This window comes from Ruegeria sp. N7, assembly GCF_056531345.1.
This window is the reverse complement of sequence record NZ_JBQFLR010000022.1, coordinates 1-22,416: the sequence shown is the minus strand read 5'-3', so window position 1 is coordinate 22,416 and position 22,416 is coordinate 1. Positions and strand designations below refer to the sequence as shown.

The 22,416-nt window shown below is 55.8% G+C and carries 25 protein-coding genes and 1 pseudogene; 19 read left to right on the top strand and 7 right to left on the bottom strand.

The window, feature by feature from the left end; translation table 11 throughout:
• Window positions 1-59: 59 nt before the first annotated feature.
• From ACR0ES_RS18205 to ACR0ES_RS18185, 5 genes are read left to right on the top strand one after another with little or no spacing between them, the layout of a single operon-like run.
• Window positions 60-929, top strand: coding sequence for a branched-chain amino acid ABC transporter permease (locus ACR0ES_RS18205; RefSeq protein ID WP_480483595.1), 870 nt, complete (start codon window positions 60-62; stop codon window positions 927-929).
• Window positions 930-948: 19 nt separating this feature from the next.
• A complete protein-coding gene (locus ACR0ES_RS18200; RefSeq protein ID WP_480483618.1) occupies window positions 949-1,920 on the top strand; it encodes a branched-chain amino acid ABC transporter permease in 972 nt (323 codons plus the stop codon).
• Window positions 1,917-2,699, top strand: coding sequence for an ABC transporter ATP-binding protein (locus ACR0ES_RS18195; protein ID WP_480773862.1), 783 nt, complete (start codon window positions 1,917-1,919; stop codon window positions 2,697-2,699). Before ACR0ES_RS18200 ends, ACR0ES_RS18195 begins: the two co-directional genes overlap by 4 nt.
• Before the next feature lie 3 nt (window positions 2,700-2,702).
• Window positions 2,703-3,425 (top strand): ABC transporter ATP-binding protein, encoded by a 723-nt coding sequence (locus tag ACR0ES_RS18190; RefSeq protein WP_480487946.1) that lies wholly within the window; start codon window positions 2,703-2,705, stop codon window positions 3,423-3,425.
• A 7-nt stretch (window positions 3,426-3,432) separates the two neighbouring features.
• Window positions 3,433-4,110: an aspartate/glutamate racemase family protein gene (locus ACR0ES_RS18185; RefSeq protein ID WP_480483598.1), complete on the top strand. Its 678-nt coding sequence runs from the start codon at window positions 3,433-3,435 to the stop codon at window positions 4,108-4,110.
• A 364-nt stretch (window positions 4,111-4,474) separates the two neighbouring features.
• On the opposite strand, the gene ACR0ES_RS18180 is transcribed toward ACR0ES_RS18185, so the two are convergent.
• Entirely contained in the window at window positions 4,475-4,852 is a 378-nt protein-coding gene (locus ACR0ES_RS18180) for a winged helix-turn-helix transcriptional regulator (protein WP_480487944.1), read from the bottom strand.
• Window positions 4,853-4,978: 126 nt separating this feature from the next.
• Between ACR0ES_RS18180 and ACR0ES_RS18175 the strand changes: the two genes are divergently transcribed.
• The 7 genes and pseudogenes from ACR0ES_RS18175 (at window position 4,979) to ACR0ES_RS18145 (ending at window position 10,022) form a co-directional block, all read left to right on the top strand.
• Window positions 4,979-5,890: a PLP-dependent cysteine synthase family protein gene (locus tag ACR0ES_RS18175; protein ID WP_480487943.1), complete on the top strand. Its 912-nt coding sequence runs from the start codon at window positions 4,979-4,981 to the stop codon at window positions 5,888-5,890.
• Between the two features lie 321 nt (window positions 5,891-6,211).
• Window positions 6,212-6,577, top strand: a complete 366-nt coding sequence (locus ACR0ES_RS18170) for a MerR family transcriptional regulator (protein WP_480773864.1) — start codon at window positions 6,212-6,214, stop codon at window positions 6,575-6,577.
• The gene (locus ACR0ES_RS18165) at window positions 6,574-7,284 is read left to right on the top strand and encodes a transporter substrate-binding domain-containing protein (protein ID WP_480773865.1); all 711 of its coding nucleotides are present in this window, start codon (window positions 6,574-6,576) and stop codon (window positions 7,282-7,284) included. Before ACR0ES_RS18170 ends, ACR0ES_RS18165 begins: the two co-directional genes overlap by 4 nt.
• Before the next feature lie 197 nt (window positions 7,285-7,481).
• On the top strand, window positions 7,482-7,844 hold the full coding sequence (locus ACR0ES_RS18160) for a MerR family transcriptional regulator (protein ID WP_480558960.1): 363 nt from the start codon (window positions 7,482-7,484) through the stop codon (window positions 7,842-7,844).
• Entirely contained in the window at window positions 7,841-8,440 is a 600-nt protein-coding gene (locus ACR0ES_RS18155) for a short chain dehydrogenase (protein ID WP_480483604.1), read from the top strand. The genes ACR0ES_RS18160 and ACR0ES_RS18155 overlap by 4 nt, the downstream gene beginning before the upstream one ends.
• A 270-nt stretch (window positions 8,441-8,710) precedes the next feature.
• Window positions 8,711-8,842: pseudogene (locus tag ACR0ES_RS18150) on the top strand (IS481 family transposase); the annotation flags it as partial.
• A 550-nt stretch (window positions 8,843-9,392) separates the two neighbouring features.
• Window positions 9,393-10,022, top strand: coding sequence for a helix-turn-helix domain-containing protein (locus tag ACR0ES_RS18145; protein ID WP_480483605.1), 630 nt, complete (start codon window positions 9,393-9,395; stop codon window positions 10,020-10,022).
• On the opposite strand, the gene ACR0ES_RS18140 is transcribed toward ACR0ES_RS18145, so the two are convergent.
• From ACR0ES_RS18140 to ACR0ES_RS18120, 5 genes are read right to left on the bottom strand one after another with little or no spacing between them, the layout of a single operon-like run.
• On the bottom strand, window positions 10,000-10,497 hold the full coding sequence (locus tag ACR0ES_RS18140) for a GNAT family N-acetyltransferase (RefSeq protein WP_480483606.1): 498 nt from the start codon (window positions 10,495-10,497) through the stop codon (window positions 10,000-10,002). The genes ACR0ES_RS18145 and ACR0ES_RS18140 overlap by 23 nt on opposite strands.
• A 28-nt stretch (window positions 10,498-10,525) precedes the next feature.
• Window positions 10,526-11,593, bottom strand: coding sequence for a heme-dependent oxidative N-demethylase family protein (locus tag ACR0ES_RS18135; protein ID WP_480508327.1), 1,068 nt, complete (start codon window positions 11,591-11,593; stop codon window positions 10,526-10,528).
• A gap of 13 nt (window positions 11,594-11,606) precedes the next feature.
• Complete coding sequence (locus tag ACR0ES_RS18130) at window positions 11,607-12,569, bottom strand: PDR/VanB family oxidoreductase (protein WP_480773867.1); 963 nt, start codon at window positions 12,567-12,569, stop codon at window positions 11,607-11,609.
• A complete protein-coding gene (locus ACR0ES_RS18125; protein ID WP_480487939.1) occupies window positions 12,566-13,162 on the bottom strand; it encodes a dimethylamine monooxygenase subunit DmmA family protein in 597 nt (198 codons plus the stop codon). The genes ACR0ES_RS18130 and ACR0ES_RS18125 overlap by 4 nt, the downstream gene beginning before the upstream one ends.
• 55 nt (window positions 13,163-13,217) lie before the next feature.
• Window positions 13,218-14,363: an aminomethyl transferase family protein gene (locus ACR0ES_RS18120; protein ID WP_480478538.1), complete on the bottom strand. Its 1,146-nt coding sequence runs from the start codon at window positions 14,361-14,363 to the stop codon at window positions 13,218-13,220.
• Between the two features lie 340 nt (window positions 14,364-14,703).
• Between ACR0ES_RS18120 and ACR0ES_RS18115 the strand changes: the two genes are divergently transcribed.
• The 6 genes from ACR0ES_RS18115 to glnT all read left to right on the top strand — a co-directional run bounded on the left by ACR0ES_RS18115 (window position 14,704) and on the right by glnT (window position 20,825).
• A complete protein-coding gene (locus ACR0ES_RS18115) occupies window positions 14,704-16,077 on the top strand; it encodes an ammonium transporter (RefSeq protein WP_480483611.1) in 1,374 nt (457 codons plus the stop codon).
• A gap of 11 nt (window positions 16,078-16,088) precedes the next feature.
• Entirely contained in the window at window positions 16,089-16,304 is a 216-nt protein-coding gene (locus ACR0ES_RS18110; protein ID WP_480483612.1) for a hypothetical protein, read from the top strand.
• 147 nt (window positions 16,305-16,451) lie between these two features.
• Entirely contained in the window at window positions 16,452-17,381 is a 930-nt protein-coding gene (locus tag ACR0ES_RS18105; protein ID WP_480545992.1) for a class II glutamine amidotransferase, read from the top strand.
• Between the two features lies 1 nt (window position 17,382).
• On the top strand, window positions 17,383-18,066 hold the full coding sequence (locus ACR0ES_RS18100) for a protein GlxC (RefSeq protein ID WP_480483614.1): 684 nt from the start codon (window positions 17,383-17,385) through the stop codon (window positions 18,064-18,066).
• 20 nt (window positions 18,067-18,086) lie between these two features.
• A complete protein-coding gene (locus ACR0ES_RS18095) occupies window positions 18,087-19,415 on the top strand; it encodes an FMN-binding glutamate synthase family protein (RefSeq protein ID WP_480483619.1) in 1,329 nt (442 codons plus the stop codon).
• Between the two features lie 81 nt (window positions 19,416-19,496).
• Window positions 19,497-20,825, top strand: a complete 1,329-nt coding sequence (gene glnT, locus ACR0ES_RS18090; RefSeq protein WP_480483615.1) for a type III glutamate--ammonia ligase — start codon at window positions 19,497-19,499, stop codon at window positions 20,823-20,825.
• A gap of 69 nt (window positions 20,826-20,894) precedes the next feature.
• Here glnT and ACR0ES_RS18085 read toward each other — a convergent pair whose 3' ends face one another.
• Window positions 20,895-21,344, bottom strand: a complete 450-nt coding sequence (locus tag ACR0ES_RS18085) for a group II truncated hemoglobin (RefSeq protein WP_480478526.1) — start codon at window positions 21,342-21,344, stop codon at window positions 20,895-20,897.
• Window positions 21,345-21,473: 129 nt separating this feature from the next.
• Here ACR0ES_RS18085 and ACR0ES_RS18080 point away from each other — a divergent pair, with 129 nt between their 5' ends.
• Window positions 21,474-22,319 (top strand): EamA family transporter, encoded by an 846-nt coding sequence (locus ACR0ES_RS18080; RefSeq protein WP_480483616.1) that lies wholly within the window; start codon window positions 21,474-21,476, stop codon window positions 22,317-22,319.
• The last annotated feature ends 97 nt before the right edge of the window (window positions 22,320-22,416 follow it).

The following is a 22,416-nucleotide window of genomic DNA, read 5'->3' as shown; positions in this document are numbered from 1 at the left end:
CACTCAAACTCCCGGGCTGATGATCGGCCCGGGAAACCCGAACCTAACGCGGGACTATCATGGAACAGATACTAGCAAACGGCATCTATCTGGGCGCGCAATATGCGATGATCGCCTTGGGTCTGACGCTGATCTTTGCCCTGATGAACGTACTGAATTTTGCTCACGGACAGATGTACGTTCTCGGCGGCTTTGTGACCTACACCTTCTACGGACAACTTGGCTGGCCTTTCATCCTTGCGCTGCTGGCGTCCTGTATCACTCTGGCCGTGCTCGGCGCGCTGATAGAACGGTTTCTGTTCGCCCCAGTCATACGACGGTCATCGCGCGAAGAAAGCACAATGCTGCTGGCGGCGGGACTGGCGTTTCTGTTTGACGCGGTCATCCTGCTGGTCTTTGGAGAAAAACAGCGCGGTGTGCCCAAGATCGTCAACGGGGTTTTCAACTGGGATTTCAAGTTGATCATGCCATATGACCGTATTTTGATCTGCGTGCTGGCTATTCTGTCGATCGTCACTTTCATCCTGTTTATGCAGTATTCCAAAACCGGCCGCGCCCTGCGTGCGCTGGCGCAGGACAGAACCGCTGCCCAACTGATGGGAGTCAATGTTGCTCGCTACTCCATGATTGGATTTGCATTGGGCGCAATGCTGGCTGGTCTGGTCGGCGGTCTGCTCGTGACTATTACCGGCGTCAATCTGGGTATGGGCGGACCGACCTCAATCAAGGCTTTCATGATGGTCATGATCGGCGGCGCAGGTGTGATTTCCGGCGCAATCGCAGGCGGTATCATCCTTGGCTTCATGGAAGCCATCGGTTTAGCGGTGCTCTCGCAATATGGCGATATCACCTATCTGCTGATCTTCGTCTCGCTGATGATTTTCCTGGCCATCCGCCCGCAGGGCCTGATGGGCAAACCGTGGGGATAACGCAGTGCCAAAATTTTCAATGATCCAATGGGCCGGTGTGGCGGTCTTCCTGCTGGCCATCTTCATCGCGGTTCCCAGCTTTGTCGCCGCCTCCGGACGGTCTGACCTGTACTACACGCTGACCTCGGTAGCGCTGCTGTCGATCGCCAGTGCCGGTGTCTGGCTGACCTTCTATATCGGTCGCATTAACATAGGGCAGGGCGCCTTTGCCCTGATCGGAGCTTATGTCTCGGCCATTCTGGTGACCAAGGCTGGCATTTCGTTCTGGCTGTCCCTGCCGCTTGCGGGCCTCTTTGCAGCCGGTGTGGCGGTTCTGATCGGTCTGCCGATCCTGCGGCTGCGGGGCGTGTATTTTGCAATGATCTCGCTGGTGCTGACACAGGTCGTCACCCTGACTGCGCTTGCCTTGCCTGTCACGAATGGTGCCAAGGGCATCACCTCGATCCCGCTTCCGGGCGGGGTGTCGATCCTGGGTATCCCTCTGATACCCGATTTCGGAACACTGGAGAACCCAAGACTGGCCTTCTACTACACCGCCTGTGTTCTGATGGTCCTGACCTTTGCCGCCATGTACCGGCTGGTGAATTCGCGCCTTGGCCACCTTTGCCGCTCGATGCAGCAGAATGAGGAACTGGCCAGCTCCATAGGTGTGAACATCTCGTATATCCGGGTCATCGTCTTTGCCATCTCGTCCTTTCTGGGCGGCATTGGCGGTGCGATGTTCGGATCGATCGCGCAATCGGTTTATCCGTCCAGCTTTCAGGTCGCCGACAGTGTGAACTTCATGCTGAATTGCTTCCTCGGTGGTCTGGGATATGTGTTTGGCCCGATGTTGGGCACGCTGGTCCTGTATTTTGGCTGGGACCTGTTGTTCGAGTTGGGTCGTTTCCAGCTGCTGGCCTATTCCAGCTTGCTGATCATCCTGATGCTGTTCCTGCCCAACGGGCTGCTCAGCCTGCGTCTGCCTGGCAAGAAAGGAGAGGACAAATGAGCCATCTTCTGGAAGTCCGCCATGTCACCAAGAAATTCGGTGGCCTGACCGCGAACAGCAACATCTCGTTCAACGTCAATGAAAACGAGATCCTGTCGGTGATCGGACCGAACGGTGCGGGCAAAAGCACACTGTTCAAGATGATCTCATCCTTCCTGCCGACCACGACCGGAGAGGTGCTGTTCAAGGGCGAGAGAATTTCAAACCTGAAACCACACGCAGTGGCCCGCAAAGGCATTGTCCGTACGTTTCAGGAAACGACGATCTTCAAATCCATGACAGTGCGCGAAAGCATCATCGTCGCTCAGCACTTAAGGGCCCGTGCTTCGTTGGCCGGGTATTTCTGGGGCACAAAAACGGCGCATGAAGATGTCGACAGCTTCGGGCAATATGCCGACGATCTGATCGAATTCCTCGGCATGACCGAGATCGCCAACGAACAGGCCTCAAACCTGCCGCAGGGCAACCTGCGGGCGTTGGGGATCGCGATTGGTCTGGCGACCGATCCCAAAGTGTTGCTGCTGGATGAACCCTTCGCCGGGATGAACCATGACGAGACCATGAAAATGGTCAATCTGGTGCGCAAGGTGCGAGATGACCGGGGGGTGACCGTTCTACTGGTAGAACATGACATGCCTGCGGTGATGAATATCTCGGACCGGATCGTCGTGCTGAACTTCGGTGAGATGATCGCCGAGGGCACACCGGTAGAAGTCCAGAACAACGAAAAAGTTATCGAAGCCTATCTGGGCAGCGCCGACGACGAGATTGGGATCTGAGCCATGACCAAGATGTTAGATTTCAAGGATGTCGAGCTTTACTACGATCACGTCTATGCCCTTAAAGGGGTATCAATAGATCTTGAGCAAGGCGAAACGGTTGCTCTGATCGGTGCCAATGGGGCAGGCAAAAGCTCGATCCTGCGGGCGATCACTGGGCTGGCGAAGATCAAATCCGGTTCGGTTGCGTTCGAGGGCGAACAGATTGCCGGAACCAATCCGGCCGAGATCGTCTCGAAAGGCATCGCTATGGTGCCCGAAGGGCGGCGCGTCTTCCCGTACATGTCGGTAAAAGACAATCTTCTGATGGGGGCGTTTACCCGCTCGGACAAAGCGGATGTTCAGCGCACTCTGGATTCGGTTCTGGAACGGTTTCCGCGTCTGAAAGAGCGCTACAGCCAGTCGGCAGGAACCTTGTCGGGTGGCGAGCAGCAGATGATGGTGATCGGGCGCGCTCTGATGGCAAAGCCACGCCTTCTGTTGCTGGATGAGCCGTCGTTGGGAATTGCGCCCAAGCTGGTGCAAGACATTGCGCGGTCTATTGTAGCTATCAACCGGGACGAAGGTGTGTCTGTGCTGCTGGTCGAACAGAACTCGCGCATGGCGCTTTCGATTTCGCACCGTGCCTATGCACTAACCACTGGAAATGTGGTGATCTCGGGCAATTCCAAAGAGCTGTTGACTGATCCCCGGATCAAAGCCGCCTATCTGGGCGGAGAAATGTGAGGACGTTGTGAAACTTCTAGTCGTCAATCCCAACACCACCAGTTCCATGACGCGAAAGATAGAAGAGGCAGCGCGGGCGGCTGCGCATCCTGAAACCATGATTATTGCTGCCACTTCGCAAGACGGTCCCGCCAGCATACAGGGCTATCTGGATGTCTCTACTTGTGTTCCGGGCTTGTTGGATGTGGTCAAGCAGCATCCGGATGTGGATGGCATCGTAGTGGCCTGTTTCGATGACACAGGCGTCGACGCTGTACGTTGCATCACCTCGGCTCCGGTCGTTGGTGTTGGTGAGGCCGCCTATCACGCGGCCTCCATGATCAGTCCAAAATTCAGCGTCATTACTACGCTGTCCCGATCTCTGGCTGGGTTGGAAACCAATTTGCTGAAATATGGCCTGGATCGCAGATGTGCCCGGGTTCGGGCATCGGACGTGCCGGTTCTGAAGCTTGAGGAAAACGATCCGGCGACAATAGATAAGATACGGGCTGAAATTCGCGCCGCCATTGACGAGGACAAAGCTGAAGCCATCGTTCTGGGTTGTGCCGGAATGACAGACTTGATGTCACAATTATCCGAGGAGTTTGGTTTGCCAGTTGTTGATGGTGTTGCCTGTGCCGTCACCTTTGCCGAAGCCTTGGTCAAATCCAGATTGACGACGTCGAAGCTGTGTTCTTACGCCTAGCCGGGGTCTTCGACTTGCTCTCTACGGCCAACTATTCCACCACTTTTGGGCAAAATCAGAGTTTTTCAACACTATCGGCCGGGCCTCATCGTCAGCTAACGCAATCTGCCGCTTTCCGGCTGACCGTATTCCTCGATGAAGTCCGCCATCACGGTGCTCCAAGCCTCCTGTCCACAACATCGTCTAAGTGTTCCAGGAGGATCGTCAGCAGATAGTTGTTGCCGAAACGCCATTCGCTGGTCAGATCGCGAAGCCGTTGGTATTCTGCTTCGGACATGCCGAGGATGTGTCGCAAACTCTGGAATCTAGTTGACGCGCATGCTCCCAGGTCTGCTACGAACCCAGAACGAACGTGTCTGGAAACTCAGACCGATGTTCCAGCCACTGTCTTGCCAAGCGTTGGGTCGAACAGTCCTCCCCCTAAGTGCAAGTGCCCCCAGTTCATGATCCCCAACAAGGTTGGCTCTAACGCTCGCCCCCGGTCGGTAAGCATGTAACGATAGCGCACTGGCCTGACCTGATAGGCCACCCGCTCCACAAGCCCCCACTCCATCAACCGCTTTAGTCGTTGAGACAGAAGGTTTGGGGGCAGGTGTTCCTCACTGTTCTGCAATTCCTGGAATGTATGTTTTCCGTGCCACAACAGGTCTCGCACCACCAGCAGGGTCCATTTGTCACCAAGGATCTCAAGGCTGCGCGCAATCGAGCATCGGGAACGAAACTCATGCTCTGTTTGGGTCATTCCGTCCTCATGTTAGCTGTCAATTTGTTGAACTTAGCGCAGTTACTTAAAAAATGGAAGTTTGACTCAGTATGTGACTTAACTTATGGAAGCCACTGGTGATGACAGTCCGCGAAAGGCTCCAAAATGACCACCATCGGCAATACCCCACTCATCAAACTGTCCCATCTGACAGGACCCGATCACGCCGACATCTATGTGAAGTGGGAAGGGGCCAACCCAACGGGCAGCATGAAAGACCGCATGGCCTTGTCGATGATCGAAGGGGCCGAACGGCGCGGAGAGTTGAAGCCCGGTGGGCGCGTTGTCGAGTACACTGGTGGCAGCACCGGAAGCTCGCTGGCGATGGTCTGTGCCACTCGCGGGTATAAGGCCTACTTTGTGTCTTCAAACGGGTTCTCCGAGGAAAAGCTACAAACGATGAGAGCGTTCGGCGCGGAAGTGGAAATTGTTCACGCCGAGGGCGGCGTGCTGACTGCGGATGTACTCGACCGGATGATTGTGCGCGCAAAAGAACTGGCCGGGGAACCGGGCACGTTTTGGCCGGATCAGGTGAACAACATAGATAACAAGCTGGGGTATCACGACATGGCTCAGGAAATTCTGAGCCAAGTAAACACTCCCGTACATGCCTTCGTCATGGCTGCGGGCGGTGGCGGTTGCATTTCGGGCAATGCCGAGGTCTTGAAGACGCACAATCCCAACACCGAAGTTGTCGCCGTGGAGCCCTACTACGTGCGCAACCTCTCAGGAGGTGACACCAGTGGTACGCACAAGCTCGAGGGGATAGGCTTATCCTTCGTGCCGAAGATCCTGCGCAGGGACCTCATCGATGATGTAATTCCAGTGAAGGATGAAGACGCCTATTGGGGGGCCCGGGCGCTCGCTGGCCAGGAAGGTTTGCTTGGCGGTGTGACGTCAGGTGCAAACATCTGGGCGGCCCTGAAAAAGGCCAAGGAACTTGGACCGGGCAAAACCGTAGTGACCGTGATCATCGACACCGGTCTGCGCTACTTGAACGGAGACTTGCATCGGTAGTGGGTCTCAAACACGAATTGCTGATGCCAGCTTTGTTCGCACTGCTGACCTTGCGGTGATCCTACCTTTCGTGCCTGCAGCGAATGTCTGAATTTCGGGCAGCGACCGCAGAGTATGGGGTTGCGCTGAGAGATTGGTTTGGGCCGTCCTCGATGGCTCCACAGATCTCTCTTAATTCAGATGCTGCTCCGCCTTCGATGACCGCCCAGAGCCCAGTTTGACAGATGCCGCACTCTGCACGAATGCCGGCTTTTCAATAGTCGCTATTGACTTAGAGTGGCTCTAACTCGCTACCCAGAGATCAGAGGAACATTTGCGAAGATGAGAATTGCTGAAGCTGCGGAAGCCTGTGGGCTATCCGCACATACTATAAGGTTCTACGAGAAGTCGGGAATGCTGCCAGAGATCGAGCGTGGCACCGATGGACATCGTCGGTTTACGCCTCGTTTGGTCGAGTGGCTGACTCTGCTCTATTGGCTGCGCGAAACCGGCATGCCACTCAAGCAAATGCGTCGGTTCACGACTCTTGCCAAAGTGGGCGATGCAGGTATCGAAGAACGGCGACAAATCCTGTTGGGCCACGCGTCAACGCTAAAAGCCAAACGCGCTACTCTCGAAAAATGCGAAAGTATCCTCGCCATCAAGATCGCCAGCTATGGCCCGGACACCAAAGAGGATGACCCATGAAGTTTGCCTACCTGATCGAACCGCCGTTCAATTACGTCGATGCAACAGGCCTCGTCACGGGCTGTGACGTTGAACTCGCGCGGTATGTATTGGCGCAACTTGGCATTGCCGGTTTTGAAACGGTAGAAACGGAATTTGCTGAACTCTTGCCCGGGGTCGGGGATGGCCGATGGCGCATGACGACCGGTCTTTTTGGAACGGAAGAACGCAGGAAGAGCGCATTGTTCAGCCGCCCGATCTGGGCGCTACCCGACGGGCTCCTGGTGGCTGGGGGCAATCAGATGGGTTTGAGCGGATATCGATCGGTTGCCGACAATTCTGATATCCGTTTGGCGGTTATCCGGGACCAGTTTCAGCATCGCTCGGCGATTGAATTTGGCGTCAGCGCAGAGCGCATCATGATTTTCGAAACATATGCCGAGGCCGCACAAGCTGTTTGTGAAGGCACCGCCGATGCCTATGCCAGCGTGGGTCGAGCGCATGGTGGATTTATCGAGCAGAACCCGGAATGGGACCTGGAACTGATCCTTGTGCCAAACTCAGAAAAACCTCCTGCGTTCGGGTCATTCGCGTTTGGTTTGAACGACACAAACCTGCGGAACGAAGTCGACGCAGTTCTTTCGCAATTCCTTGGGACCGATGCCCATCGGAACATGGTCGCTTCTTTTGGATTCTCGGCTGCCGAAGTTGATATGGTGGCTGCCTGATACGTCGAAAGCTGACCTTGGCCGCGGCGCGCCAAGTCCTGTCTGTCCGCATCGATACTGCCCAAGCGCTTTGCAGCGAGCCAGAGTGGCCGAAGCTGCGCGATGCGAGAATGGCGGCTTTTGAGAGTTTCTGCAGAAGTTGCTTGACCTGAAGTAGCTTCAGGTAGGTAGGGACTTGGGCGAGAGGATCAGATCGCATGATGATTTCAGAAGTTGCAGAACGCACCGGACTCAGCGCTTCAACAATTCGTTTCTATGAGAAATCGGGGTTGTGTCCATTCGTCCAACGCGGCGCGGATGGCAAGCGCAAATTCTCGAAGACAGATGCCGATTGGTTAGAGTTACTGGCGTCCCTTCGTTCGACAGGTATGCCTTTGGCAGAAATGCGGGCTTTTGCGGAGCTTTACGCATCCGGCGACGGCAAAGTCCCTGAGCGCAAAGCTGCCCTTTTGGCACATAGCCGCCGCCTGGAAGATCGACAGGCCGATCTGGACCGATGCCGCGTGATCCTAAATCGAAAACTGAAACGCTATGATGAGATATTGAAGGATCAGGCATGAGAATTATCGTAGTCGGAGCAGGTGGTGATATTGGACAAGCTGCCTGCAAGGAGCTTCGGCAAAGGCATGAAATCGTCACAGTGGGACGTTCAAGTGGGGACCATCGGGTCGATTCAAGTGACTTAAACGCGGTGAAATCACTGTATGAAAGCCTCGGCAATTTCGATGCTGTGGTGTCCTGTGCAGGCGACGCGACCTTTGCCCCGTTGCCGCAGATGACCCAAGTGACCTTCATGGTGGGTCTTCAGCAAAAGGTTATGGCGCAAGTGAACCTTGTCCTGGCTGGGCTGGACGTCATTTCGGATGCAGGTTCCTTCACTCTGACAAGCGGTGTTCTTGATCGCGATCCGATCAGAATGGGTTCAAATGCGGCAACCGCTAACGGAGCATTGGCAGGCTTCGTAAAGAGCGCTGCAATCGAGATGCCGCGCGGGTTGAGAGTCAATGTTGTCAGTCCGGGCATGTTGGACGTGTCCGCGCCACGTTACGGCGCATGGTTTCACGGCCACAAACCGGTTTCATCCCATCATGTTGGATTGGCATATGCGAAATGTGTCGAGGGTGCTCTCACAGGGCAGGTGGTGATCGTTGACTAGAAACCCGTCGTGCGACCGGACGTTGGTGCAACCGCAGCGAAATAGGACTCTCGTCCGCGACTCGTAAATTGGGTGTCCGAAAATTGCTGCGCAGTCGATGAATGGCCGGTCTCCGCGCTGCACCGCGGCGCCGAAAATTCCGTCCCTGCGGCATACAGGTGCTGTGAGCGCGCGCAACACGAAATCGCTCAGAGTGTCATTTCGCCCCGTCCCGCAATGGCGTCATTGTTTTCTTAGCGTTGGATTCCACACTCTTCCGCAATTGACCCCTACAACTTTGCCCTCAGACTGAAGACGCTCAGCGGTCTCGCACCATATGAATACATCTGCAAAATCTGGACATCAAAACCAGATCGATCCATCCTAAATCCAATCCACCAGATGCCGAAACTGAACACCTAACCCCGGCCGATGTCTACTTCGGACGCGGGCAGACCATACTAAGACAACGAGGAAGGACCAAACAAAAGACAATCGAAACCCGGCGCTTGCTCCACCTCGAATCCGCCGCATAATCAAAACAACCAGGTGAGCCTGATCCTCTCTTAGTTCAGGCGGCCAACTGTCCCAAATTCCCTGACGACAGGCAGCATGTCGCACTTTACGCAACTGGCGACATTTGAAGACGGTCGCTACGAAATGCGATTCTGTGGCGCAGTACTGAAATCGACCCAAGTAAATCGCTGGGTCGATTTAGCCGAGATTTCAGATTGATGCAGTGAAACCTGGCAGTCCAGCGTTTTGGCAAAACACCTGCGTGCAGCGGAACGGTTCCTGCGATTGAACAGTGTGCTCATATTCTCTGTCAGCATGATTATTTTACTATCAGGAAAGCTTGGTGCTATTGTGGTCCGAATTGGATGGGCTATTGCACCGCGCCTGGTTGCAGAACCGGTTTGGACAAGTGTAGCAAGACGTTGAAAGAGTGAAATTGAAAAAAAAAGACAAAGACATGGCGATAAATCTGAGTCAGGACCCGCATTCGGTTCGTTCGGGTGACAGGGAAAAAGTTCTCGAAGTCGCCATTGGTCGCGAGGTTCGAGCGTTTCGTAAACAGCAGAACATCACGGTTGCAGACCTGGCTCAGCTAACTGGGTTGTCAATCGGCATGTTGTCGAAGATCGAAAACGGCAACACGTCACCTTCTCTGACAACCCTGCAATTGCTGGCGGATGCGCTCTCGGTTCCTCTGACTAGCTTTTTCCGTCAGTTTGAAGAACGCCGCGAGGCGGTTCATACGAAAGCTGGTGAAGGGGTCGAACTGGAGCGCGAGGGAACTCGCGCCAACCATCAGTACAACCTGCTTGGGCATATCGGCGCCAATGGATCAGGTGTAATCGTGGAACCTTACCTGATCACACTGACTGCTGAATCCGATGTGTTCCCAACGTTCCAACATGGCGGAATTGAGACGATTTACATGCTTGAAGGCGAGGTAGACTATCGCCACGGGGACCAGATTTATCCCCTGAAGCCCGGCGATACCCTGTTCTTTGACGCCGACGCACCCCACGGCCCGGAACGGTTGGTCAATCTGCCGGCACGCTATCTTTCAGTGATCAGCTATCCGCAGACAAACTGATCGGCTTGCGCAGCAGGAAATCTGTGGGTCTGTCATACCCCTCATGGCTGCCCGTGCTGACAATCGTGAACCCAAGCCTGGAAAATATGCGATGGTTTTCAGTGAGCTCCACGCGCGTTTGCAGTTCCAGCGCGGGCAGGCCAAGCTGCGCTGCGCGGATTGCAGCATGATCCACCAAGGACCGGCAAATACCCTGTCCTCGCAATCCGTCCTTCACTGCCAGCTTTCCAAGGTACAAGCTGTCGGGCTTGGGCGTTAGAAACATGCAGGCGAAAAGCGGTCGGCCGATGGCCCAGATTTCTCCGCCACTTTGACAATGCGCAAGCATTCCGTCCACGTTCAGACGATGGATGGACGACGGAGGGTCGATCCGAGCATCCATGTACCGAAAGGACTCGCGCAGCAGCGCCAGAGCGTCATACAGAGCGAAGTCATCGCTCGGGATGAGCCACGGTGTTCTGTCTGGATCAGTCATAACAGCCAAGACACCTGACATTGCCGGTTTACTTTGACAAGGGGGGTTCCGTTTCCAGATCCGGCCAGATCCCGGGCGAGGTGGGCAACCCGTCGTCGAACTGGCTGAGATAGTCCAGCATCAGCGGCCGGTTGTCGATGAACCCTTTGTAGGTTGCCAGTTCCACTGGCAGATCACGAACAACACGATGCAGGCGACGACCCCATTTCGGTACAGTCATCAGATCCTGAAAACTACACAGATAACAGCGGATTGGGAATAACAGCGCGTTTGAACGCGGTAGTCGGAAGAATGTCTGCAACTCGACCCGAAGATGTTGTTTTTGGCCAATATTCTCCGGTGTCAGTGTGGTTTTCTGAATACCCCATTTATGGTAGTTCTCCGGGCTGGTATCCAAAAGCGGGTTGACCGTCATGGTCCAGTTCAGGCGGCGTGCGGGTGCGCCCTGCTGAATACTCAGCAAGAATTTCAGCGCACGCTGAAAGATACCCATCTCGTGGGCCAGTGGTACCGGGGCGTGCCATTCGAAAAAGTTCATGCCAATGTCGAAATCCAGGCTCCAGTCGGCCTGGGTGGTCACCATTCCGGCATCCATCCACAGCATGTCGTCACGTTGATCAAGCACCGCATAGTCACCCTGGGCCTGACGGGTGATATATTCCATCGGCCCGCAGGGCAGGGTGGTTTCATCCATGAAGGTAAAGCTGTGATCAATCCCCAATGGTTTGTTGATCCAGCGCCACTGGTTGCCGTTGCGGTGCAGTTCAAACAGATCCGGGTAATCCTCGGACTTGCAAACCATAATCAGTTCCAGAATGTCCCAACCCGCCAATGTCATGTGTGGCAAAGACTGGCAACGCAGCGGGTCCTGATCCAGAACGATGGCGCGGTCTTTCATTTCCGAAACATAATGTTCGTCCACATCGAACCGCTTTTCATAGACTGACCCTTCGGGCCCGCCGCGATGCTGTTCCATGTTGACCGAATACATGTAGCTGTCTTCGTGGAACGGAAACGGAAAGCGTTTTATCGCCCAGTCCGAGTTATGAAACGTATAATCGTCGCGGAAGGACTCGTCGTTGAATTGAATGGTCATGTTGGGCCTCCTCTTAGCGGTCCAGCACAAGGGACTTGCCCTCGAAACGCGATACGCAAGGCATGATTTTCTTGCCCGCTGCCTTTTCTTCGTCGGTCAGCCAGTGGTCGCGGTGAACGAAATTGCCATCATGATCCAGCACAACGGTTTCGCATTGGCCACAAGCCCCGCCGCGGCACAGATACGGTGCATCCACGCCTTCACGTTCGATCGCCTCCAGCAGGCTTTCATTCTCGCCCACATGAATAACTTTGTCCGATGTGGCCAACCGCACTTCGAACGGTTTGCCGGGTCGCGGGGCCAGAAACTCTTCGTAATGGACGCAATCCTCGGGCCAGCCTTCGGCAGCCGCGGTGTTGCGCACCCAATCAATCATGCCCTTGGGACCGCAGACATATACATGTGTACCCAAGGGTTGCCCGCTCAGCAGGTTTTTCAGATCAATCTGCTGGTCTTGGTCGTCGTAATACAGATGGGTTTCATTCGGATGCCTGTCTGTCAGTTGCTCGGCATAAGACGCCAATGCCGTGTTGCGACACGCGTAATGCAGTTCCCAGTGCCCGTGCAGCAGTTCGAGTTGCTTGATCTGCGCCAGAAAGGGCGTGATGCCAATGCCACCGGCCAGAAACAGGTGCTTGCGGGCGCGCAAGTCAAGAGAGAACAGGTTGACCGGATAACTGATGGTCATTTCATCACCCAGCTTTACCTGACGGTGCATGAACAACGAACCGCCCCTGCCTTCATCATCGCGGCGGACCGAGATCGTATAGGATGACTGATCAAACGGGTCGGACATCAGGGAATAAGGATTAAGCCGTGTGATGCCGCCATCCTTCATTTCGACAACGGTATGCGCTCCGCCCGAAAATGTTGGCAACTGACCGCCGTCGATGCGTTCGAACCGGAACCGCGTCACCAGTTCATTCAGCGGGGTGATTTCGGTCACTTTGACCTGAATTTTCTCGGCACCACTCATTCGTAGATCCCCTTTGGCTCGGGCACGTTGCCATGATCTTCGGCGTCGACACGGACACCCTGATAGGCGGCAAGCCGGCGGGAGTAGTGATCGCGCACGAACAGATTCAGCCCGCAATGCGAGCAGACAAACGGATCAACCTCGACATCTTCGGTGATGCCTTTGCAGTGCACGCATTGCATCCGGCGTGCAACCGAACCGCGATGTTCGGTCTGTATCGCCGTGTGTGGCAGGCCGACTGCTGTCACCTCATTCATGGCCTGACCCATCATGCCCTCAGTACCGCTCAGATAGACCTGCAATCCCATATGCGCGTCCTCCAGCACGCGGCGGATGCGTTGCAGCGCGGCCGCATAGGATGGACCTTCGTAGAATTGGGCGGGGTTCAGCGCCTGCAACCTTTCCGAGTAGTCCGTCCCTTTAGGGATGTAGATCAGATGCGTTTTGGCCATCAGATCAGGCGTCGCGATGTCGAGAACGGCTTCTGCGCCTTCGGCTTCGGCGATCATGAGATGATGGTCACCCTTGCGAGCTTCCAGCGTGCCCCAGATCGGTCGGCTTGTGATTGACTTGGGAAATTCGAACTTTGACATTGTACCCTCAAATAGGAAAAGGGCGCCACGGTATGCCCGTTGCGCCCCCTGAAACTCAGCCCTTTGCGGTTCTGATCGATTTATCCTGATCGTAGAACGGCATCTCTTCCGCAGTCGCCGCTATTTCCGTTCCATCTCCGTTGCGCACCGTCAGCTTGGTTCCGGGCGATGCGCAGGCAACCGGCATCCGCGCGATACCCACATTATGCCCGTTGATTTCGGAATACATGCCAAAGGTGACAACACCGACCTTTTCACCATTCTGCAGCAGGTCCGCGCCCTCATTCGCCGGTGTCGTGCCTTCCAACTTGACGCCATAGATCTTGAACCGTTCCTTGCCTTTCGAGGCATAATGGTTCTCGGCGCCGATAAAGCCGGTCTTGCCGGGCGAGACAGTGAAATCCAGACCCAGTTCCCACAGCGTATCGCCACATGTCTCACCATCGAACGGATAGGTTTCCGAATTATCGCCCGGATAGAACAGCAGGTAACTTTCGGTGCGCAGCAGATCGAGTGTCGAGAACTGGACTGGTACGATGCCCATGTCCTTGCCGTCAGCCAGAATGCTGTCCCACAGATGCACAGCATGTTTGGCCTGACAGAAAATCTCGTACCCACGCTCACCGGTATACCCGGTCCGCGAAACCATCACCGGGCACCCATAAAGCTTGGTCTGCATGATGCCGAAATAAGCCAGGTCACGAATGCCGGGGATATGCTTTGCCAGGAAATCAACGGCGACTGGCCCTTGCAGCGACATATCATGCATGTCGTCGTCAAAAATGACCGAGCAGTTCTTGCCTGCCGCCACGGATGTCAGCTGCTCCATGCCTGTTCCGGTGCCATGCACCACCAACCACGTGTTCACCGACAGACGATAGATGATGCAGTCATCAACAAACTTGCCTTCGGCATTCAGGATCGAGGCATAGGTCGATCGGCCAGGCATGATTTTTTCCACATTCCGCGTGGTGACACGATCAATAACATAGGCGGCATCCTCGCCAACCACATGAACCTTTTTCAGGCCGGATACATCCATAAGACCAGCTTTGGTGCGGATGGCTTCGTAGTCCGCTTTGGCACGTTCAGGGCTGTGGTCATAGAACCAAGCGGTCCCCATTCCGTTCCAGTCCTCAAGCTCGCCGCCGATCTCGGCATGGCGCTGCGCAAGGGCCGACGTCCTCCAAAGAATGGCCATGGTTCAGGTCTCCCGTTGATCGTTTTTGTTGGCCACATTGAGGCCGATGTTGGATTGAAAATCAACACCTGAGTGCAGAAAATTTTCCTGCTGGGAATATTTGCCTGCAATTTTTGCACCCTGAAAACATTCCTGAGAAGGGAATTTGTTAGTTGTTTGTCAGATGTTTAGGTCCGTTTTTGGTGTGCCAAAGCTTAGGTTACGGACAGGCCTAAAAGGTGTTTGCCCCACATATCTATTGACAGGTCGCAAATGAAAATGTCCTCTGAGTAGATAAATATTCCCAGCAGGAAATTCTGCGCGGGCGGACCTCCTGCTGCAACAACAGGGAGACTACGAAGTGGATGGTAATCTAAACGCACTCACGACGGTCTTTACCGAGTTTTATTACTGGGTAACGGTCGTCTTCATGTTCCTCATCCATGTGGGCTTTTGCATGTACGAGGTCGGCGCCAGCCGAGCGCGTAACCACATGCACACATTGATGAAAAACATCATGATCATCCCACTGGTGACGGTCACGTTCTTCTTCTTTGGATGGTGGATCTACTGGGCCTTTCCGAACTTTCCGTTCTGGGGCGGTCTGGATGCAGAAGCGGGTGCCGCGAATCTGCCTTGGGCCGACACAATGGCCACCAACCTTGGCGACAGAATCACAGGGGTCTTCTGGGCCGCATTCTTGCTGTTTTCGTGGACCGCGGCCTCGATCGTTTCCGGCTCGGTGATCGAGCGGATCAGATCTTCGGCCCTTTGGGTACATGCGGTGCTGATCGGGTCGGTCTTCTGGATCATCGATGCCGCATGGGGTTGGCACTATGCCGGCTGGATGGTGCGTGTTCTGGGGTATCATGATGCCTATGCATCCGGCGTTATTCACGCGATCGCGGGGGGGTATGCGCTTGGTGTGATCATGGTTCTGGGTCCGCGCCTTGGCAAGTTTGCTAAGGACGGAACTCCTCGGGATATTCCACCTCACAATCCTTGGATGCTGACGATCGGGATTTTCCTGATCTACACCGGCTTCTGGGGTTTCTACGCTGCCTGCAACGTTCCGGTGATCTCTCCCGAGGCGATTGACGGGCAGATCACTGGCGTGACCTGGACCGCAACAAACATCTATCTGGCTCCGACGACTCTCTCGGCGATCACCTTCAATTTCCTGATGTCTCTGTCTGGTGGATTGATGGCGGCGTATGTGGTTTCAAAAGGCGATGCCTTCTGGACGTTCTCTGGCGGGCTGGCCGGTGTTATCACCGCATCCGCAGGGAATGACCTGTACCACCCGATCCAGGCGATGATCATCGGCGCGATCGGTGTCGTGATTGTCTACAAGCTGCACTACTGGGTCGAACGCCGGTTCAAGCTGGATGATGCTGTCGGGGCGGTTGCAGTGCACGGGTACTCAGGTGTCATTGGCCTCATCATTGCTGGGTTTGTCCTGTGGGGTGTCCCGTCTTCGCCTTACGAAGGATATGCGACGATCAATCCGGTCGGACAGGTCACCGGTGCAGTCATAATGTTCTTTGTGCTGGGTTTCATGCCCGGTTGGATCGTGGCCAAGTTGCAAGCTGCTGCCGGTGTTCTTCGCATACCGGAAGAGGTTGAGCTTCAGGGCCTCGATTACGCCGAACACCATGCCTACGAAGATGCCAAAGCAGCGATCATCGCGGCTGACAAAGAAGAGCTGGCCGCCCGTGGCGCAGCCGCGAAATAGAGGAGAACGTTATGTCTACAATCGGATATACAAGTTGGGCCGTTGATCTTGCCGAAGTCGGCCCGGTCTATCCCTTCCAGGGGTACGAAATTCTGATGGTCATCATCGGCGTCGTCTTCTGGATCGGCTGGCACCGTATCCAATTTGTCCGCGAGGGCGAGCATCTTGAAAAAGCCCGCCACGCAGGAGACGAAGACAGAGTAAAAGCACAGCTGGATCGTTATTGATCCGGTTTTGAGAACCGGCAATGGGCGCAAGATCAATGGATGCGTCCATTGCCTGACAGGAAAAAAACTTTCCTACCGTTATTGATATCCTGCAGAATAATTGGTACCGTCGAATCATAACGAAACACACAAGGAGATCTGCCAGCCATGTGCGGAATTGTTGGATTATTCCTCAAAGATCAGTCCCTTGCTCCTCAACTGGGCAATATGCTGACAGACATGCTGATCACGATGACAGATCGTGGCCCCGACAGTGCCGGTATTGCGATTTATGGCGCAGAATCGGCGGGTAAAACCAAGATTACGGTTCAGTCCCCCAACCCCGAAACCGATTTTGTCGACCTTGCGGACGAGTTGGGCAAAAGCCTGGGTACGTCTGTTGGTCAAAGAAACAACGACACACATGCCGTTTTGGAAATTCCTGCCGGTCAGTTCGAAGCTGCACGGTCCGCTCTGGCTGAGATCCGCCCGTCGGTCCGGGTGATGAGCCGTGGTGACAGCCTTGAAATCTACAAGGAAGTCGGCCTGCCGAAGGATGTTGCCGAGCGTTTTAACCTCAGCGGAATGAGCGGCACGCATGGCATCGGACACACCCGCATGGCGACGGAATCTGCGGTGACCACAATGGGTGCCCACCCGTTCAATACAGGGTCCGACCAATGTCTGGTCCATAACGGGTCGCTGTCCAACCATAACTCGTTGCGCCGCAAACTGCGCCGCGCGGGTGTAACGATCCAGACAGAGAACGACACCGAAGTTGGCGCAGCCTACCTGACCTGGAAGATGATGAATGGTGCCACCTTGGGCGAGGCTCTGGAATCCAGCATCGATGATCTGGACGGTTTCTTCACTTTTGTCGTGGGAACCAAGGACGGCTTTGGCGTCGTGCGTGATCCGATCGCGTGTAAACCAGCCGTGATGGCTGAAACCGATCAGTATGTGGCTTTTGGCAGCGAGTATCGCGCCCTAGTGAACCTGCCCGGCATCGAAGATGCACGAGTTTGGGAACCTGAACCGTCCACCGTTTATTTCTGGTCGCACAACGACAGCCCCACAACCCACGAAAAGGCCGCCTGATATGCAGACCTATGATCTAGAGGCAGACGGGCTGCGCGGATTGAACTCTTGCTTGCAGGCACAAAATTCCGAGACCAACCAGACCCGTTGGGAAATTGTAAATCCCAAGGGCAGCCATGCGATTGCCGTTGGGCTGGACGCGCCGATCGAGGTGACGGTCAAGGGATCGACCGGGTATTACTGCGCGGGGATGAACCAGCAGGCAACTATCAAGGTCGAAGGGTCCGTCGGGCCGGGTGTTGCAGAGAACATGATGTCCGGTCAGGTCATCGTCGATGGTGACGCCAGCCAATATGCCGGCGCGACCGGCCATGGCGGATTGCTGGTGATCAAGGGCAATGCAAGCTCGCGCTGCGGCATTTCGATGAAAGGCATCGACATCGTCGTGCACGGCAATATCGGCCACATGTCCGCCTTCATGGCGCAAGCCGGAAACCTGGTGGTCTGCGGAAACGCAGGCGATGCGCTGGGGGATTCACTCTACGAGGCGCGGCTGTTCGTGCGCGGCTCGGTCAAAAGTCTTGGTGCCGATTGTATCGAGAAGGAAATGCGTCCCGAACATCTGGAGATACTGAAAGACCTGCTGGACCGGGCGGGCTGTGATGCCAAACCGGAAGAGTTCAAACGCTACGGCTCGGCTCGGCAGCTGTACAATTTCGACATCGACAACGCCGCCGCATACTGAGGAAGAAGGGTATGAAAGATATGGACGATCAGATCCCCCGCACCCTGCCGATCCAGTCGGCGACGTTCTCCAACCCCATCAATGCCGAGATCCGACGCGCAGCCGCGACAGGCATCTATGATATTCGAGGAGGTGGCGCCAAGCGCAGGGTCCCTCATTTCGACGATCTGCTGTTTTTGGGCGCATCCATCTCGCGCTATCCGCTGGAAGGATATCGCGAGCGCTGCGATACCTCGGTTACGCTAGGCACACGTTTTGCGAAAAATCCGATCAAGTTGGATATTCCGATCACCATCGCGGGTATGAGTTTCGGCGCGTTGTCTGGTCCCGCCAAAGAGGCTTTGGGCCGTGGCGCATCTGCTGCGGGCACGTCGACCACAACCGGTGATGGCGGCATGACCCCGGAAGAACGGGGTCATTCATCCAAGCTGGTCTACCAGTATCTGCCCTCGCGCTACGGCATGAACCCGAATGATTTGCGTAAGGCGGATGCGATTGAAGTCGTGGTCGGGCAAGGCGCTAAACCCGGCGGTGGCGGGATGCTTCTGGGTCAGAAGATCAGCGACCGTGTGGCCGAAATGCGGACCCTGCCCAAAGGCATCGACCAGCGTTCGGCCTGTCGCCATCCGGACTGGACCGGGCCGGACGATCTGGAGATCAAGATCCTTGAGCTGCGCGAAATCACCGGTTGGCAGGTGCCGATCTATGTCAAGGTCGGCGCGACGCGCCCCTATTATGATACTGCACTGGCGGTAAAGGCCGGGGCCGATGTCGTGGTCATGGACGGGATGCAGGGTGGCACAGCCGCCACGCAGGATGTGTTCATCGAACATGTTGGCTTGCCCACGCTGGCCTGTATCCGCCCCGCCGTGCAGGCGTTGCAGGATTTGGGTGTACATCGTGAAGTTCAGTTGGTCATTTCGGGTGGCATAAGAACAGGTGCCGATGTGGCCAAAGCATTGGCGCTTGGGGCCGATGCGGTTGCCATTGGCACCGCCGCTCTGGTGGCCCTTGGCGACAACGATCCCAAATGGGAATCCGAGTATCAGAAACTGGGCACGACCACAGGGGCCTATGATGACTGGCACGAAGGGCGCGACCCCGCTGGCATCACAACGCAGGACCCTGAGCTTGCCGCGCGCTTGAACCCCGTCGAAGCGGGTCGCAGGCTGCGCAACTACCTGAAGGTCATGACGTTAGAGGCGCAGACCATTGCGCGCGCCTGCGGTCACAACCACCTGCACAACCTCGAGCCGGAGGACCTGTGTGCCCTGACTATGGAGGCCGCCGCGATGGCGCGGGTGCCCTTAGCGGGAACCAGTTGGTACCCAGGCAAGGAAGGGTTCTGAACATATGCGACGCGGCCTCCTGAATGGGGGCCGCGTTCTTGCTTTGAAAACCGAAAATTCAACAGGGAAAGGAAAGCAATCGTGACGACAGATCTCGCAGCTTTCGCAAAAGAAAAAGGCGTCAAATACTTCATGATCTCGTTCACCGATCTGTTTGGTGGACAGCGGGCCAAACTGGTGCCAGCGCAAGCCATTGCCGAGATGCAGGAAGATGGCGCTGGTTTTGCCGGGTTTGCCACCTGGCTGGATATGACCCCTGCGCATCCTGACATGCTGGCGGTGCCGGACCCGTCATCGGTGATCCAGCTGCCATGGAAGCCAGAGGTGGCATGGGTTGCGGGCAACTGTGTGATGGAAGGCAAGGACGTCGCGCAAGCCCCGCGCAATGTTCTGCGCCGCCTGATTGGCGAAGCGGCAAGCGAGGGCATGCATGTCAAAACCGGGATCGAGGCCGAGTTCTTTTTGATGACCCCGGATGGCGAACAGATCAGTGATCCGTTTGATACAGCCGAAAAGCCCTGTTATGACCAACAGGCCGTGATGCGCCGTTATGATGTGGTGCGCGAAATTTGTGACTACATGCTGGACCTGGGCTGGGGTCCGTACCAGAACGACCACGAGGATGCCAACGGCCAGTTCGAGATGAACTGGGAATTTGATGATGTCCTGCGCACAGCAGACAAGCATTCCTTCTTCAAGTTCATGGCAAAATCGATCGCGGAAAAACACGGGCTTCGGGCGACATTCATGCCGAAACCGGTCGAAGGACTGACCGGCAATGGCTGCCACGCCCATATCTCGGTCTGGGATGCGCCGGGTGATGCCGCCAAAACCAATGTATTCGCAGGAGAGGGTGACGGCCCAACCGGCGAGGTTGGTCTGGGAGAACGCGGCAAGCACTTCCTCGGCGGGATCATGAAACACGCCTCGGCACTGGCGGCGATCACCAACCCCACGGTGAACAGCTACAAACGCATCAACGCGCCGCGGACGATATCCGGTGCTACCTGGGCGCCTAACACGGTGACTTGGACCGGCAACAACCGCACGCACATGGTGCGCGTTCCCGGCCCCGGACGTTTCGAATTGCGCTTGCCCGATGGCGCAACCAACCCCTACCTGCTACAGGCCGTCATCATCGCGGCCGGGCTGTCAGGTATCCGGTCCAAGGCCGATCCCGGCAAGCGCTGGGACATCGATATGTATGCCGAAGGCCATAAGGTACGCGGTGCACCGAAACTGCCCCTGAACATGCTTGATGCGCTGCGCGAATACGACAAGGACAAAGAGCTGAAGGCGATGATGGGTTCCGAATTCTCGTCAGCTTTCCTGAAAATGAAGCATCAGGAATGGAACTCTTTTGTTTCCCATTTCTCGCGCTGGGAAAAAGACAACACGCTCGATATCTAAGTCGGATTGCAGGGTTGCATATCGGGGCCGCGCCATAGGCGGCCCTGTTTCTGCGATGGCCACGCGAAGTTAGTCGCTCTTTTCACGCTGTGTGTCACGGGCATCTGCGCCCGCATCCGCCTCCAGCCGCCAGTCAGGTACGTCATTGACCAGCATGAGCGCCGCCCTGCGCAACGTCACGCGCATCCTGTCGACAACCGGACCGGACATGCCGCAATCCGCCAGCGCGGCGTCAAACGTCTCCAGCCAAAGCTCGGCATCAGCTTCGCGGATAGGGACATGCGCATGAATTTCGCGCAGGTCCATATGACCAAATCGTTCGCGGTAATAGGCCCGCCCTCCCAGAAAACCGCTGAGAAACTCGAACTGGGCCTGTCTGGTATGGTTTAGCCCATGGCCGCGAAAGTGTAGCCTGTGCAAGGAATAAACTGCCGGATCCGTTTCCATCCGATCATAGAAACGCTCAACCAGACTGCGCAGCCGGCTCTCACCGCCAAGTTGCTCTAATGCAGACGTCATGTGCTGCCTCTTACTGCCTTTGGCTTCAATAATATTGCATAACAGGAAAATAAGTTTAATACCAGTGACAGTTTGACGTATGCATGGTCTCAAGCGGATTGAAACAAAGCCGATGATGGTGATGACAAAATGACTGCTCTGGCGCTTGGCCTGGTCGCGGCACTTTGCTGGGGGATACACGATCTGGCAGTACGTTATGTCAGCCAGTCTGTCAGCGTGATCGCGTCGCTGATGGTCGTGCTGATATCGGGCGCGGTGCTTCAGTTTGGTCTGACGGTGACGCTGGGTACATTTGACTCGATTTCTGGTGCCGCAGTGTTCACCGCTGTCGCCGCGGGCGGGTTTTATCTGTTGGCGGGTATCAGCATGTATGCCGCTTTTCAGCGTGGCCCGGTTCGGTTGGTTGCGCCACTTGTCGCGAGTTACCCGGTCTTGTCCGTGTTGCTGGCCATATGGCGGGGTGCAACTATCAGCCCGCTGCATTGGCTTGCCGTCATTGCGATTGGCATCGGGGTTTCCGTGGTCGCAGCCAAGTCCGAACGGGATGCGGTGGTGTATCCGGCAACAGGCCCAACAATACTGCTGTCGCTGGTTGCGGCCGTCGGCTTCGCGGCGGCCTTTGCCCTAGGACAATATGCAACCGAGCTTAGCAACGAGTACTCGGTCTCGCTGGTCAGCCGATTGGCGGCAATCCTGACTCTGGGGATGGTTGCTGTGGCATCTGGAAAAGCAATCTGGCCCGGACCCCAAGCGATGCCCCTGTTATGTGTGATGGGTGTTCTGGATGCAGTTGCCATCCTTTGCGTGGTCTCAGCGGGTGGTTTGCCCAATGCACAATTTGCCTCGGTCTCGGCATCCGTTTTTGGGTTGTTAACCGTAGTTCTGGCCTGGGCCATATTGAAGGAAAAAATGGCTCTTCAGCAGTGGCTTGGATGTTGTGTTGCATTTGCAGGTATAGGGTACCTTGCACTCTGAAACGCCCCGATCCGGCCCCCGCGTATATCACGCGGTCAGGCCTTCTGGTTCGGGGAGTTTGTTTGCGCGGCAGCAGGCGGTGAGGGTGTTGGCCAGC

Coding starts and splice junctions, on each gene's coding strand:
- ACR0ES_RS18205 (WP_480483595.1), top strand. CDS start 60: ATGGAACAGATACTAGCAAACGGCATCTATCTGGGCGCGCAATATGCG.
- ACR0ES_RS18200 (WP_480483618.1), top strand. CDS start 949: ATGATCCAATGGGCCGGTGTGGCGGTCTTCCTGCTGGCCATCTTCATC.
- ACR0ES_RS18195 (WP_480773862.1), top strand. CDS start 1,917: ATGAGCCATCTTCTGGAAGTCCGCCATGTCACCAAGAAATTCGGTGGC.
- ACR0ES_RS18190 (WP_480487946.1), top strand. CDS start 2,703: ATGACCAAGATGTTAGATTTCAAGGATGTCGAGCTTTACTACGATCAC.
- ACR0ES_RS18180 (WP_480487944.1), bottom strand. CDS start 4,852: ATGACCCAAACAGAGCATGAGTTTCGTTCCCGATGCTCGATTGCGCGC.
- ACR0ES_RS18175 (WP_480487943.1), top strand. CDS start 4,979: ATGACCACCATCGGCAATACCCCACTCATCAAACTGTCCCATCTGACA.
- ACR0ES_RS18170 (WP_480773864.1), top strand. CDS start 6,212: ATGAGAATTGCTGAAGCTGCGGAAGCCTGTGGGCTATCCGCACATACT.
- ACR0ES_RS18165 (WP_480773865.1), top strand. CDS start 6,574: ATGAAGTTTGCCTACCTGATCGAACCGCCGTTCAATTACGTCGATGCA.
- ACR0ES_RS18160 (WP_480558960.1), top strand. CDS start 7,482: ATGATGATTTCAGAAGTTGCAGAACGCACCGGACTCAGCGCTTCAACA.
- ACR0ES_RS18155 (WP_480483604.1), top strand. CDS start 7,841: ATGAGAATTATCGTAGTCGGAGCAGGTGGTGATATTGGACAAGCTGCC.
- ACR0ES_RS18145 (WP_480483605.1), top strand. CDS start 9,393: ATGGCGATAAATCTGAGTCAGGACCCGCATTCGGTTCGTTCGGGTGAC.
- ACR0ES_RS18140 (WP_480483606.1), bottom strand. CDS start 10,497: ATGACTGATCCAGACAGAACACCGTGGCTCATCCCGAGCGATGACTTC.
- ACR0ES_RS18135 (WP_480508327.1), bottom strand. CDS start 11,593: ATGACCATTCAATTCAACGACGAGTCCTTCCGCGACGATTATACGTTT.
- ACR0ES_RS18130 (WP_480773867.1), bottom strand. CDS start 12,569: ATGAGTGGTGCCGAGAAAATTCAGGTCAAAGTGACCGAAATCACCCCG.
- ACR0ES_RS18125 (WP_480487939.1), bottom strand. CDS start 13,162: ATGTCAAAGTTCGAATTTCCCAAGTCAATCACAAGCCGACCGATCTGG.
- ACR0ES_RS18120 (WP_480478538.1), bottom strand. CDS start 14,363: ATGGCCATTCTTTGGAGGACGTCGGCCCTTGCGCAGCGCCATGCCGAG.
- ACR0ES_RS18110 (WP_480483612.1), top strand. CDS start 16,089: ATGTCTACAATCGGATATACAAGTTGGGCCGTTGATCTTGCCGAAGTC.
- ACR0ES_RS18105 (WP_480545992.1), top strand. CDS start 16,452: ATGTGCGGAATTGTTGGATTATTCCTCAAAGATCAGTCCCTTGCTCCT.
- ACR0ES_RS18100 (WP_480483614.1), top strand. CDS start 17,383: ATGCAGACCTATGATCTAGAGGCAGACGGGCTGCGCGGATTGAACTCT.
- ACR0ES_RS18095 (WP_480483619.1), top strand. CDS start 18,087: ATGGACGATCAGATCCCCCGCACCCTGCCGATCCAGTCGGCGACGTTC.
- ACR0ES_RS18085 (WP_480478526.1), bottom strand. CDS start 21,344: ATGACGTCTGCATTAGAGCAACTTGGCGGTGAGAGCCGGCTGCGCAGT.
- ACR0ES_RS18080 (WP_480483616.1), top strand. CDS start 21,474: ATGACTGCTCTGGCGCTTGGCCTGGTCGCGGCACTTTGCTGGGGGATA.